The sequence below is a fragment of the Streptomyces viridochromogenes DSM 40736 genome, assembly GCF_000158955.1.
GTDB classification, from domain to species: Bacteria; Actinomycetota; Actinomycetes; order Streptomycetales; family Streptomycetaceae; genus Streptomyces; species Streptomyces venetus.
Genome location: NZ_GG657757.1, coordinates 1170364 through 1183261, shown reverse-complemented (window position 1 = coordinate 1183261; position 12898 = coordinate 1170364). Strand labels below are relative to the sequence as shown.

Here is a 12898-nt window from a genome sequence, read left to right as displayed (position 1 = left end):
CCGCGAGCGCCGGCCCCCGCGGCGAGACCGAGACCCGGGATTCAGCCCAGCTTCCGGAAGAGCCCCTCCTGCACCACCGACACGACCAGCCGTCCGTCACGGTCGTAGATCCGGCCCCGGGCCAGGCCGCGCCCGCCGACCGCGATCGGCGACTCCTGGTCGTACAGCAGCCAGTCGTCCGCGCGGAACGGACGGTGGAACCACATGGCGTGGTCCAGCGACGCCATGTCGAAGCCCCGCGGGCCCCACAGCGGCTCGACCGGGATGCGGACGGCGTCCAGGAGAGTCATGTCGCTGGCGTATGTGAGGGCACAGGTGTGGACGAGCGGGTCGTCACCGAGTGGCCCCACCGCGCGCATCCACACGGCGCTGCGCGGCTCCGCGTCCTCGACCTCGTCCGCGCTCCAGCGCAGCCGGTCCACGTAGCGGATGTCGAAGGGCTGGCGGCGGGCCATGCGCTCCAACTGCTCGGGCAGCGCGCCCAGATGCTCCCGGATCTCGTCCGTGACCGTCGGCAGCGACTCGGGATCCGGAACCTCGCGGGCGGGCGGCAGCTGGTGCTCGAAGCTGCCCTCCTCCGGCTTGTGGAAGGAGGCGGTCAGATTGAAGATCGTGCGGCCCTGCTGCACGGCCGTGACCCGCCGGGTCGTGAACGACCGGCCGTCGCGGACCCGGTCGACCTGGTACACGATCGGCACGCCCGGGATGCCCGGCCGCAGGAAGTACGCGTGCAGCGAGTGCACAGGACGGTCGCCCTCCGTGGTGCGGCCGGCGGCCACCAGGGCCTGGCCCGCCACCTGCCCGCCGAAGACCCTCTGGAGGGACTCCTGCGGGCTCCGGCCACGGAAGATGTTGACCTCGATCCGCTCCAGGTCGAGCAGGTCGACCAGTCTCTCGGCCGGGTTCGTCGTCATGGGTGGGATTCTCCTGTGGTCGCTGCTGCCCGGCCGTTCACAGCTGGCCGACGTCGGTGACACGGACGACCGCGCGGCCTTCCGCGTCGGAGGCGGTGAGGTCGACCTCCGCGCTGATGCCCCAGTCGTGGTCGCCGCTCGGGTCGTGGAAGATCTGCCGGACACGCCACAGTGCGCTCTGCGGCTCCTCCTCGATGATCAGCAGCTTGGGGCCACGCGCGTCGGGGCCGGTGCCGAGGTCCTCGTACTCGTCCCAGTACTTGTCCATCGCCTCGCCCCACGCGTCGGCGTCCCAGCCGGACTCCGCGTCCATCTCGCCCAGCTCCTCGACCTGGTCGAGAGCGGCGAGTTCGACCCGGCGGAACATGGCGTTGCGGACCAGGACGCGGAAGGCACGCGCGTTGGCGGTGACCGGCTTGACCTCGTCGGCCTTCTCCTGGGCCTCCTCGGCGGTCATCTCCGCCGGGTTGGCGAGCTGCTCCCACTCGTCCAGCAGGCTGGAGTCGACCTGGCGCACCATCTCGCCCAGCCAGGCGATCAGGTCCTCCAGGTCCTCGGACTTGAGGTCGTCGGGGACGGTGTGGTCGAGGGCCTTGTAGGCGCTGGCGAGGTAGCGCAGCACGATGCCCTCGGTGCGCGCCAGCTCGTAGTGGGACACCAACTCCGTGAAGGACAGCGCCCGTTCGTACATGTCACGGATGACCGACTTCGGCGACAGCGGATGGTCGCCGACCCAGGGGTGGCTCTTGCGGTACGTGTCGTACGCGTGGAAGAGCAGCTCCTCCAGGGGCTTCGGGTACGTGATGTCCTGGAGGCGCTCCATGCGCTCCTCGTACTCGACGCCGTCCGCCTTCATCTGGGCCACGGCCTCGCCGCGTGCCTTGTTCTGCTGGGCGGCGAGGATCTGCCGCGGGTCGTCCAGCGTGGACTCCACGACGGACACCATGTCGAGCGCGTACGACGGCGACTCGGGGTCGAGCAGCTCGAACGCGGCCAGCGCGAAGGTGGACAGCGGCTGGTTGAGCGCGAAGTCCTGCTGGAGGTCGACCGTGAGGCGGACGATCCGGCCGGTCGGGTCCGGCTCGTCGAGCTTCTCGACGATGCCGCCGTCCAGCAGCGAACGGTAGATGGCGATGGCCCGGCGGATGTGCCGCAGCTGCTGCTTGCGCGGCTCGTGGTTGTCCTCCAGCATGCGGCGCATCGCCTCGAAGGCGTTGCCCGGGCGGGCGATCACCGACAGCAGCATGGTGTGCGTGACCCGGAACCGGGAGGCCAGGGGCTCCGGTTCGGAGCCGATGAGCTTCTCGAAGGTCTGCTCCGACCAGGCGACGAAGCCCTCCGGCGCCTTCTTGCGGACGACCTTGCGGCGCTTCTTCGGGTCGTCGCCCGCCTTGGCGAGCGCCTTCTCGTTCTCCACGACGTGCTCGGGCGCCTGCGCGACGACAAAGCCCTCCGTGTCGTAACCGGCGCGCCCGGCCCGCCCCGCGATCTGGTGGAACTCCCGGGCCCGCAGGGTGCGTACACGGGTGCCGTCGTACTTGGTGAGGGCCGTGAAGAGCACCGTGCGGATGGGCACGTTGACGCCGACGCCGAGGGTGTCCGTGCCGCAGATGACCTTCAGCAGACCGGCCTGTGCGAGCTTCTCCACCAGGCGGCGGTACTTGGGCAGCATGCCGGCGTGGTGCACGCCGATGCCGTGCCGGACGTAACGGGAGAGATTGCGGCCGAACTTGGTGGTGAAGCGGAAGTTGCCGATCAGCTCGGCGATCTGCTCCTTCTCCGCACGCGAGCACATGTTGATGCTCATCAGCGCCTGCGCCCGCTCCACGGCCTGCGCCTGCGTGAAGTGCACGATGTAGACGGGCGCCTGCCGGGCCTCCAGCAGGTCGGTGAGCGTCTCCGTGAGCGGCGTATACCGGTACTCGTAGGACAGCGGCACCGGACGGGTCGCCGAGCGGACGACCGCCGTCGGGCGGCCGGTGCGGCGGGTGAGGTCCTTCTCGAAGAAGGAGACGTCACCGAGCGTCGCCGACATCAGCACGAACTGCGCCTGCGGCAGTTCCAGGATCGGGATCTGCCAGGCCCAGCCGCGGTCGCCCTCCGCGTAGAAGTGGAACTCGTCCATCACGACCTGGCCGACGTCCGCGTCCTTGCCGTCGCGCAGCGCGATCGACGCGAGCACCTCGGCGGTGCAGCAGATGATGGGGGCGTCGGCGTTGACGGAGGCGTCGCCGGTCAGCATGCCGACGTTCTCCGTGCCGAAGATCTTGCACAGCTCGAAGAACTTCTCCGAGACCAGAGCCTTGATCGGCGCCGTGTAGAAGGTGACCTCGTCCCGGGCGAGCGCCGCGAAGTGCGCACCCGCCGCGATCATGCTCTTGCCGGACCCGGTGGGCGTCGACACGATCACGTTCGCGCCGGAGACCACCTCGATCAGCGCCTCCTCCTGGTGGGGATAGAGCGTGAGACCCCGCTCACCGGCCCACGCCTCGAAGGCTTCGTACAGGGCGTCGGGGTCGGCGGTCCGCGGCAGCTGATCGATGAGGGTCACGCCCCCATCTTGCCTGGCCCGGTGCCCGATGCGGGAATCGGCTGCGGGCCCCAAGATCACGAGCGCTACGCTGGGCGCCGACGACACGTCAGCGCACCTGGTCAACTGGACAGCGGCACATGAGGAATGGGGCGGACAAGCGCGATGATGGGACCTGCACACTCACTGTCGGGCGCCGCCGCCTGGCTCGGCGTCGGTGCGGCGGCCGCCGCCGCCGGGCACCCGATGCCCTGGCCGGTCCTCCTCGTCGGCGCGCTGATATGCGCCGGCGCCGCGCTCGCCCCGGACCTCGACCACAAGGCGGCCACCATCTCCCGGTCCTTCGGACCGCTGTCGCGCTGGCTGTGCGAGATCGTCGACAAGCTGTCGTACGCCGTCTACAAGGCCACCAAGAAACAGGGCGACCCGCGCCGCTCCGGCGGGCACCGCACGCTCACGCACACCTGGCTGTGGGCGGTCCTGATCGGCGCGGGCACCTCGGCCGTGGCGATCAGCAGTGACCGGTGGGGGGTGCTGGCGATCCTCTTCGTGCACCTGGTGCTGGCCATCGAGGGCCTGCTGTGGCGGGCCGCGCGCGGCTCCAGCAGCGATGTGCTGGTGTGGCTGCTGGCCGCGACCACCTCGTGGATCCTCGCGGGCGTCCTGGACAATCCGGGCAACGGCGCGGACTGGCTGTTCACGGCACCGGGCCAGGAGTACCTGTGGCTGGGGCTGCCCGTCGTGCTGGGCGCGATCGTGCACGACATCGGGGACGCGCTGACCGTCTCGGGCTGCCCGATCCTGTGGCCCGTCCCGGTCGGCCGCAAGCGCTGGTACCCGGTCGGGCCGCCGAAGCCGATGCGCTTCCGGGCGGGCAGCTGGGTCGAGATCAGGGTCCTGATGCCGGTGTTCATGCTGCTCGGCGGGGTGGGCTGCGCGGCGGCGCTCAACGTCATCTGAGCACCCGCGGCCCGGGCGACCCGGGCGCTCTCACCTGGGGCCGGCCCTCGGGGGCTCAGGAGCCGCCGTACCGCCGCTCGAAGCGGGCGACCCGGCCCTCCGAGTCCACCGTGCGGGCCTTGCCCGTGTAGAAGGGGTGGCTCTCCGAGGAGATCTCCACGTCCACGACCGGGTAGGTCTCGCCGTCGTCCCACTCGATGGTCTGCTCGCTCGTCGCGGTCGACCGGGTCAGGAACGCGTAACCGGCGGAACGGTCGCGGAAGACGACGGGGTGGTAGTCGGGGTGCTTGTCCTGCTGCATGGACGCTCCTCGGACGACTCGGATCGGTGCTGCGGTCAGCCGGACAGGGTGTCCTCGTCGACGACGTGAACGGCGGCCTCCTCGGCCGACGCGGCCCCGCCGTCGATGCCCACGTCCGTGGCGACCAGCGCGCTCTCCTCGTCCTCGTGCGCGCCCTCGTCGGGAGCGACGAGCCGCCCGGAGCGGTCGGCACCGACCTCGGTGTCGAGGAGTTCCCCGTCGGTGCCCTCGCAGTCCCCGAGGCCGTCGCCGTCCTGGCCGGCGGACTCCGGCAGCTCCTCGGCGAGCCGCTCGTCGAGCGTCTCGCCCTGCTGCCGCTCGGCCGCCGTGACACCGAGGTGCTCGACGGCCCAGGGCCGCTCCGGAGGGGACCAGCCCCGGTCCAGGGGATCGTCGACGCCGTCGTTCTCCAGCGTGTCCTCGGCGTCGAGCAGCCCCGTGTCCTCCCTCTGCTCGTCCTGGTCCGGCTGGTAGACCTCGTCTCCCCAGCCGTCGGAGCTGTTCACGGGTACCTCCAGGTTCCCCGAGCCGGTGCCTGACTCCAGCCTTCCACCGAGCCTCGGCACCGCGCAACGCCAAGGGCCCGGCGCGGCCCCCGCCCCGGACCTCACCCGTGCCACGACCGCCACAACGCCGCATACGCCCCGTCCGCCGCCACCAGTTCCTCGTGGCTGCCCAGTTCGCTGATCCGGCCGTTCTCGACGACCGCGATGACGTCCGCGTCGTGGGCGGTGTGCAGGCGGTGGGCGATGGCGACGACGGTGCGGCCGTCGAGGACCTTGGCCAGCGAGCGTTCGAGGTGACGGGCGGCGCGGGGATCGAGCAGGGACGTCGCCTCGTCCAGGACCAGGGTGTGCGGGTCCGCCAGCACCAGGCGGGCCAGCGCGATCTGCTGGGCCTGCGCGGGCGTGAGCGCCAGGCCGCCCGAGCCGACCTCCGTGTCCAGGCCGTCGTCGAGGGCACGGGCCCAGCCGTCCGCGCCGACCGCGCCCAGCGCCGCCCACAGCTCGGCGTCGACCGCGCCGGTCCTGGCGAGCCTGAGGTTGTCGCGCAGGGAGCCCACGAAGACGTGGTGCTCCTGGTTGACCAGGGCGACGTGCGCCCGGACGCGTTCCGCCGGCATCCGGGACAGCTCGGCGCTGCCCAGGGTGACCCGGCCCTCCCGGGGCGCGTAGATCCCGGCGAGCAGCCGGCCCAGCGTCGACTTGCCCGCACCCGAGGGGCCCACCAGGGCCAGCCGGGTGCCGGGAGCGACCTCGAGGGACACCTCGCGCAGCACGTCGACGCCCTCCAGGTAGCCGAAGCGCACCTGGTCGGCATGGACCCGGCGTCCGTCGGGGGCCACGGAGGAGTCGCCCGCGTCGGGCTCGATGTCCCGGACACCGACCAGCCGGGCCAGCGACACCTGGGCCACCTGGAGCTCGTCGTACCAGCGCAGGATCATGCCCACCGGGTCGACGAGCATCTGGGCGATCAGCGCCCCCGTCGTGAGCTGGCCGACGTCGATCCAGCCCCGGAGGGCGAACACACCGCCGATCAGCAGGACCGACCCGAGCACGGTCACATGGGTGACGTTGACGACCGGGAAGAGGACCGACCGCAGCCACAGCGTGTAGCGCTCCCAGGCCGTCCACTCCCTGATCCGGCGCTCGGACAGCGCCACCCGCCGGGCACCGAGGCGGTGTGCCTCGACCGTGCGCCCGGCGTCCACCGTCTCGGCGAGCGCCGCGGCCACGGCGGCGTACCCGGCCGCCTCCGAGCGGTAGGCGGCCGGCGCCCGCCGGAAGTACCAGCGGCAGCCGGCCACCAGCAGGGGCAGGGCGACGAGCACGGCGAGCGCCAGCGGCGGCGCCGTGACGACCAGGCCGCCCATGAGCAGCGCCACCCACACCACGCCGATCGACAATTGCGGCACGGCCTCGCGCATCGCGTTGGCCAGCCGGTCGACGTCCGTCGTGATGCGGGACAGCAGGTCACCGGTCCCGGCACGCTCCAGCACGCCGGGCGGCAGCCCGACCGACCGGACGAGGAAGTCCTCGCGCAGATCGGCCAGCATCCGCTCGCCGAGCATCGCGCCCCGCAGCCGCACCTGGCGCACGAACAGGGCATGGGCGGCCAGCGCGGCCACGAAGAGCCCCGCGGTGAGCTCCAGCCGCAGGTCCCGCGCCCCGTCGGACACCCGCTCCACCAGCCCGCCCAGCAGCCACGGCCCGGCCATGGAGGCGAGGACGGCGACCGTGTTGACGGCGATGAGCAGCGCGAACGCCCGGCGGTGCCTGCGCAGCAGTTCGGCCACGTAGGCGCGGACGGTCGAGGGGGCGCCGACCGGCAGGGTGTTCGCCGTCGTCGGGGCCGCCGGGTCGTACGCCGGTGGCGCCACGCCGATCATGCTGTCTCCTCGATCTCTTCCAGTTCTTCCAGTTCCAGTACGTCGTCGAGAGCCACGCGGCCGGATCGCTCGTGCGCGGTGGTCTCCTCGTCCGTCTCGCGGGTGACGACCGCCCGGTAGCGGGACTCGGTGTGCACCAGCTCGCGGTGGGTGCCGGCCGCCGCCACCTCGCCCTCGTGCAGGAACACGACCCGGTCGGCGCGGTCCAGCAGCAGCGGGGAGGACGTGAACACCACGGTCGTGCGCCCCGCGCGCAGCTCCCGCATGCCCTGGGCGATCCGTGCCTCGGTGTGCGAGTCGACGGCCGAGGTCGGCTCGTCCAGGACGAGCACCTCGGGGTCGGTGAGCAGCGACCGGGCGAGCGCGAGCCGCTGACGCTGACCGCCGGACAGGGACCGGCCGCGTTCGGTGATCCGGGCGTCCATGGGGTCGGCGGCGTCCAGCGAACCCTGCGCCAGCGCGGTCAGCACGTCCTCGCACTGCGCGGCGGCCAGCGCCGCACGCGGCTCGACGTCGCCCGAGGAGGGCACGTCGAGCAGTTCGCGCAGCGTGCCGGAGAGCAGCACCGGGTCCTTGTCCTGGACGAGGACGGACGTGCGGGCGCTGTCCAGCGGGAGTTCGTCGAGCGGCACACCGTCCAGCAGCACCGAGGTGCCTTCGTGCGAGGGGTGTCCGCCCAGGCGTTCCGCCAGGTGGCCGGCCGCGTCCGGGTCCCCGCAGACCACCGCGGTCAGCCGGCCGGCGTGCGCGAGCAGTCCGGTGTCCGGGTCGTACAGGTCTCCGGAGGGGCTGTCGGCCGCGCGCGACCCGGCGGTGTCCGTCGCCCGCTCCAGCGAGAGCACCCGCGCGGCCCGCCTGGCCGACGGCCGGGAGAAGGAGTAGGCCATGGCGATCTCCTCGAAGTGCCGCAGCGGATACGTCAGGACCATCACCGAGCTGTAGACGGTGACCAGTTCGCCGACGGTGATCCGGCCCTGGCGCGCCAGGTGCACGCCGTACCAGACCACGCCGACGAGCAGCAGTCCGGGCAGCAGGACCTGGATCGCGGAGATCAGGGACCACATCCGGGCGCTGCGCACGGCCGCGTGGCGGACCTCCTGGGAGGCGTGGCGGTAGCGCTCCAGGAACAGTTCCTCCCCGCCGATGCCGCGCAGCACGCGCAGGCCGGCGACGGTGTCCGAGGCGAGTTCCGTGGCGCGTCCCGCCTTCTCGCGCTGGATGTCGGCGCGCCGGGTGGCACGGGGGAGCAGGGGCAGTACGGCGATCGCCAGCACGGGCAGGCCCACGGCGACGACCACGCCGAGCGCCGGCTGGTAGACGAGCAGGCCGGCGCAGACCAGCACGATGGTGACCAGGGCAGCGGTGAACCGCGACAAGGCCTCCACGAACCAGCCGATCTTCTCGACGTCACCCGTGGAGACGGAGACCACCTCACCCGCCGCGACCCGCCGGGTCAGCGCCGAGCCCAGGTGGGCGGCCTTGCGGGCGAGCAGCTGCTGGACACGGGCGGCGGCCGTGATCCAGTTGGTGATGGCGGTCCGGTGCAGGAAGGTGTCGCCGACCGCGTTTCCGGCGCAGGCCAGCGCCAGCAGCCCGCCCGCCAGGGCGAGTCGGGAGCCGGAGCGGTCGACCACGGCCTGCACGGCGACACCGACGCAGAACGGCAGCGTGGCGACGGAGGCGAAGTGCAGCATCCCCCAGGCCAGCGACTTGAGCTGGCCGCCCAGCTGATTGCGGAAGAGCCACCACAGGAATCGGGGACCCGAACGCGCGTCCGGCACGCCCGGGTCGGGGTAGGGAAGGTCTTGAATCTGCATGACGTCCCAGTGGCTCGTGTCAGGGGAAAGGGGGCAGGCCGAAGGCAACAAACCGTGACAGGTTCGCGCCGCCGCGTGGTCGGCGGCAACCGGTTTTCCGCGCACCGACCGGAACCGGCCGACAGGGGCGGGAACAGGGTTGCCCGACGGGCGGGTGCTCATTGCGGAGGTGGCGGACTCCCCGTAGAACACCGCCCATGAAGAGACGGATAGTCATGTCCGTGCTTGCCGGAGCGGCCCTCCTGGCGAGCACCCTCCTCGGAACCGGTCCCGCCCACGCGGCCGACGTCCCCGCCGAGTTCGGCACGGACTGGCACGACCCGGTCACGGCCGCCCCGCCCGTCCCGACGCCCGGTGGCGCCTCCTGCGAAGTCACCGTGGCCCGGGCGCAGTTCCGCGACTTCACCCCGTACCGGGGCGCGTACACCCCGCCCGGCGACTGCGGCGGCCGCTGGAGCAAGGTGGTGCTGCGGCTCGACGGCAAGGTGAAGGGGCGGCAGTACGACCGGCTCGGCTATCTGCACGTCGGTGGGGTCGAGATCTTCCGCACCTCGACGCCGCAGCCCTCGCCCGACGGCATCGAGTGGTCCGTGGAGAAGGACGTCACGCGCTACAGCGACACGTTCCGCCGCGCCCAGGACGTCGAGATGCTCATCGGGAACGTCGTCGACGACACCTACACCGGCGTCCTCGACGTCACGGTCACGCTGACCTTCTACCGGGGCCGCCCGGACGGCACGAGCCCCGACCGCGTCCTCACCCTGGGCGGCGACGCGACGCTCACCACTCCCCGCAACAGCGAACGCATCCTCGCCGAGGTGTACGCCACGGGCTCCGGCGGCGGCTGCGAGGAGTACTGGTACCTGTCGGTGCCCGATCCGGCTCCGTACTCCTGCAAGGCGGGGCAGGGTCCCTACCGCGAGGTGCAGATCAGTGTGGACGGCCGCCTCGCGGGCATCGCCACGCCGTTCCCGACGGTGTGGACGGGCGGCTGGTCCAACCCGTTCCTCTGGTACGTGACGCCGGGCCCGCGCGCCTTCGACATCAAGCCGATCACCTACGACCTCACCCCCTTCGCCGGGATCCTCAACGACGGCCGCCCGCACCGCGTCGAGGTGTCGGTCGTCGGTGTCCCCGAGGGGCAGACCGGCTGGAGCACGCCCGTGAACGTGCTCGTCTGGCAGGACGAGCACCGGGCCAGGGTCACCGGAAAGCTCACCGCGCACCGCGCGGGCGAGCTGACCGACTCCTCGGCCTACACGCCCGGTTCTCAGCACCGGGTGGACACCGAGGGCGCCCACCGGCTGACCGTCGCCGGATACGTCGACACCTCGCACGGGCGTGTCACGACCACCGTCAGCCGTTCCCTCGCCCACTCCTCGGTGCACCGCTGGACCGACGGTGAGACGACCGACGGCCTGAACGCCACCTGGACCGACGACGAGTCGGTGACGGCCGATGGCCGCACCACCCGCATGCACCGGACGTACACCATGGACGGCACGACCACCCTCGGTGCCGGTGACCGGCTGCGTACGGTGCTCACGCTCGGAGACCGCGCCACGACCGTCGCGTCGCACGGTGCCCGGCGGACCGCGTGGTCACGGCTCGACGACACCTACACGGGCGATGCCACCTACACCGCCAACGTGCCGCGTGACCAGCGGCATGCGGTGGGTACCACCAGCGAGCGCCACCGGCTGTACGGCTCACGGGGCTGCTACGACCGGACGCTCACGACCGCGCAGGGCGTGCTCACGGAGGATCGCCACCGCTGCTGAGTGACCGGTGTGGCGTGTGTGACATGCGTCACTTAGGCCGCTTTTACGTGGCTGAAACGTTGCGGTCTTGTGCGTGATCAAGACAGCCTCCATTGTGTACGGCTACGGAAGCAGCTTTCCGTATCGCAGAAGTCCCCTCCGGCTTCTGTGTGCCCCGTCCCCCTAGGAGGCCCCGTGCCACCGTCCGTACCGTCTCTGCCGCGACGCGTCGCACGCACTCTGCGTACCTCACTCTTCGCGCAGGTCCTCTGTGCCCTCGTGCTCGGAATCGTCGTCGGGAAGCTGTGGCCGGACACGGCCACGGCTTTCCAGCCGCTCGGCGACGGTTTCACCCGTCTCATCAAGACGGTGATCTCGCCCCTGGTCTTCTGCGTGGTCGTCGTCGGCATCGCCAAAGCCGGTGACCTGAAGGCGTTCGGCCGGATCGGGGTCAAGGCCCTCATCTGGTTCGAGGTCGCCTCCACGGCCGCCCTGGTCATCGGTCTCGTCGCCGCCAATGTCGTCGGCCCCGGCAGGGGCATGAACGTCGACCCCTCCTCGCTGGACGCCGCGGCGGTCGACGAGACGACGGGCGGCGGCCGGCTGCCCTCGACGACCGATTTCCTCCTGAACGCCCTGCCGCAGAGCTTCGTCGGGGCCTTCGCCGAGAACGAGCTGCTCCAAGTCCTCATCCTGGCCTGCCTGGTGGGTGCCGCCCTGCTGCACCTCGGGCACACCAGGGTGCCGAAGATCCTGCCCGCCATCGACCAGGCCCAGGACGTGATCTTCACGGTCGTCGGGTTCATCATGCGGCTGGCCCCGCTCGCGGTCTTCGGCGCGATGGCCCACCTGGTCGGCAACTACGGGCTGGGCGTGATGAAGACCTACGCCAAGCTCATCGTGCTCTGCTATGTGGCGGCGGCGCTGTTCATCGCGCTGCTCTCCATCGCCCTGCGGCTGGTCACCGGACTCAGTCTGTGGAAGTTCCTGCGCTACATCCGCGAGGAGATGCTGCTCGCGCTCGGCACCGCCTCCACCGAGGCCGTGATGCCGCGTGTGATGCAGAAGCTGCGCCGGGCCGGTGCCCGCGACGACGCCGTGGGTCTGGTGCTGCCCACGGGCTACTCCTTCAACCTCGACGGCGCCTCGCTCTACCTGTCCATCGGCACGCTGTTCATCGCCCAGGCCGTGGGCGTGGATCTGAGCCTGGGGCAGCAGGTCACCGTGGTCCTGGTGCTGATGCTGACCAGCAAGGGCATGGCGGGCATCCCCGGTTCGGCGTTCCTCGCCCTGTCCGCGACCGCCTCCTCCCTCGGGGCCATCCCGGCGGGCGCCGTCGCCCTGCTGCTGGGCGTGGACCGCATCATGGACTCGATGCGCGTCGTCACGAACCTGCTCGGCAACTGTGTCGCGGTCTTCGCGGTGTCCCGCTGGGAGGGTGCGCTGGACATCGAGCGGGCGAAGAAGGCGCTCGACGGGGAGTACGCGGCCGAGCCGGACGACGAGAAGGGCGATGCCGGGAGCGACGGCGGTGAGAACGCCGTCGAGCCGCCGGCGGTCATCGACCCGGCGCCCGGCATCCCCACCCAGAAGCCCAAGGAACCCGCCCCCGAGGTCGGTTGACCGCATGCGAACGGGCCGCGGCCACCGCTCCAGCAGGACGAGCGGCGGTCGCGGCCCGTTCGTCTGGGCCGGATGGCGGGCGTCCTGGACCAACTCCCTCAGCAATGGCGCGTTGGCCGGCTCCTCGCCAAGGGCGCGTTGACCGGCCCCTCAGCAAGGGCGCGCCGGCGCCCCGTCGACCAGGGCGTCGAGCAGCCCCCCGAGCGCCTCGCGCTGATCCTCGGTCAGCGGTTCCAGGATCTCCTCCGCGGCCGACCTGCGCGCGGCGCGCAGCTCGCGCAGCGCGTCCCGGCCGTCGTCGGTGAGCTCGATGCGGATCACCCGCCGGTTCGCCGGGTCCGGAACCCGCCGCACCTTGCCGCTCGCCTCCAGCCCGTCGACCAGCGTCGTCACGGCCCTCGGCACCACTTCCAGGCGCTCGGCCAGATCGGCCATGCGCGGTGGCGAGCCCCAGTGGGCGAGGGTGCGCAGCAGCCGGGACTGGGCCGGTGTGATGCCGAGGTCGCGGTGCTCCAGATGGCGCTTCTGGATGCGGTGCACCCGGCGCGTGAGCCGTAGCAGCTGCTCGGCGAGCAGACCGTCGGGGTCGGGCGTGGTCATGCGG

Annotated in this window: 10 protein-coding genes; 3 read left to right on the top strand and 7 right to left on the bottom strand. The window is 71.7% G+C overall.

Features of this window, described 5'->3' with window-relative positions:
* Nucleotides 1–41 precede the first annotated feature (41 nt).
* Nucleotides 42–914 carry an acyl-CoA thioesterase gene (locus SSQG_RS04960; protein ID WP_003988616.1) on the bottom strand — a complete coding sequence of 291 codons (873 nt, stop codon included), beginning with the start codon at nt 912–914 and terminating at the stop codon, nt 42–44.
* A gap of 37 nt (nt 915–951) precedes the next feature.
* Complete coding sequence (locus SSQG_RS04955) at nt 952–3465, bottom strand: DEAD/DEAH box helicase (protein ID WP_039931968.1); 2514 nt, start codon at nt 3463–3465, stop codon at nt 952–954.
* A gap of 144 nt (nt 3466–3609) precedes the next feature.
* Between SSQG_RS04955 and SSQG_RS04950 the strand changes: the two genes are divergently transcribed.
* Nucleotides 3610–4404, top strand: coding sequence for a metal-dependent hydrolase (locus SSQG_RS04950; RefSeq protein WP_003988614.1), 795 nt, complete (start codon nt 3610–3612; stop codon nt 4402–4404).
* Nucleotides 4405–4459: 55 nt separating this feature from the next.
* Here SSQG_RS04950 and SSQG_RS04945 read toward each other — a convergent pair whose 3' ends face one another.
* The 4 genes from SSQG_RS04945 to SSQG_RS04930 all read right to left on the bottom strand — a co-directional run bounded on the left by SSQG_RS04945 (nt 4460) and on the right by SSQG_RS04930 (nt 8911).
* Nucleotides 4460–4705, bottom strand: coding sequence for a type B 50S ribosomal protein L31 (locus SSQG_RS04945; protein ID WP_003988613.1), 246 nt, complete (start codon nt 4703–4705; stop codon nt 4460–4462).
* 35 nt (nt 4706–4740) lie between these two features.
* On the bottom strand, nt 4741–5211 hold the full coding sequence (locus tag SSQG_RS04940; protein WP_003988612.1) for a DUF5709 domain-containing protein: 471 nt from the start codon (nt 5209–5211) through the stop codon (nt 4741–4743).
* 101 nt (nt 5212–5312) lie between these two features.
* Nucleotides 5313–7094 carry an ABC transporter ATP-binding protein gene (locus SSQG_RS04935; RefSeq protein ID WP_003988611.1) on the bottom strand — a complete coding sequence of 594 codons (1782 nt, stop codon included), beginning with the start codon at nt 7092–7094 and terminating at the stop codon, nt 5313–5315.
* Entirely contained in the window at nt 7091–8911 is a 1821-nt protein-coding gene (locus SSQG_RS04930; RefSeq protein ID WP_003988610.1) for an ABC transporter ATP-binding protein, read from the bottom strand. The genes SSQG_RS04935 and SSQG_RS04930 overlap by 4 nt, the downstream gene beginning before the upstream one ends.
* A gap of 197 nt (nt 8912–9108) precedes the next feature.
* Here SSQG_RS04930 and SSQG_RS04925 point away from each other — a divergent pair, with 197 nt between their 5' ends.
* Together SSQG_RS04925 and SSQG_RS04920 are read left to right on the top strand one after the other, a co-directional pair.
* Nucleotides 9109–10692, top strand: coding sequence for a peptide-N4-asparagine amidase (locus tag SSQG_RS04925; protein ID WP_003988608.1), 1584 nt, complete (start codon nt 9109–9111; stop codon nt 10690–10692).
* Nucleotides 10693–10866: 174 nt separating this feature from the next.
* On the top strand, nt 10867–12294 hold the full coding sequence (locus tag SSQG_RS04920) for a cation:dicarboxylate symporter family transporter (protein WP_039931965.1): 1428 nt from the start codon (nt 10867–10869) through the stop codon (nt 12292–12294).
* Between the two features lie 150 nt (nt 12295–12444).
* Here SSQG_RS04920 and SSQG_RS04915 read toward each other — a convergent pair whose 3' ends face one another.
* Entirely contained in the window at nt 12445–12894 is a 450-nt protein-coding gene (locus SSQG_RS04915; RefSeq protein WP_003988606.1) for a MarR family winged helix-turn-helix transcriptional regulator, read from the bottom strand.
* Nucleotides 12895–12898 lie beyond the last annotated feature (4 nt).

Bases quoted from the DNA above. Each gene is read 5' to 3' on its own strand.
- SSQG_RS04960 (WP_003988616.1), bottom strand. From the start codon at position 914: ATGACGACGAACCCGGCCGAGAGACTGGTCGACCTGCTCGACCTGGAG.
- SSQG_RS04950 (WP_003988614.1), top strand. From the start codon at position 3,610: ATGATGGGACCTGCACACTCACTGTCGGGCGCCGCCGCCTGGCTCGGC.
- SSQG_RS04945 (WP_003988613.1), bottom strand. From the start codon at position 4,705: ATGCAGCAGGACAAGCACCCCGACTACCACCCCGTCGTCTTCCGCGAC.
- SSQG_RS04935 (WP_003988611.1), bottom strand. From the start codon at position 7,094: ATGATCGGCGTGGCGCCACCGGCGTACGACCCGGCGGCCCCGACGACG.
- SSQG_RS04930 (WP_003988610.1), bottom strand. From the start codon at position 8,911: ATGCAGATTCAAGACCTTCCCTACCCCGACCCGGGCGTGCCGGACGCG.
- SSQG_RS04925 (WP_003988608.1), top strand. From the start codon at position 9,109: ATGAAGAGACGGATAGTCATGTCCGTGCTTGCCGGAGCGGCCCTCCTG.
- SSQG_RS04915 (WP_003988606.1), bottom strand. From the start codon at position 12,894: ATGACCACGCCCGACCCCGACGGTCTGCTCGCCGAGCAGCTGCTACGG.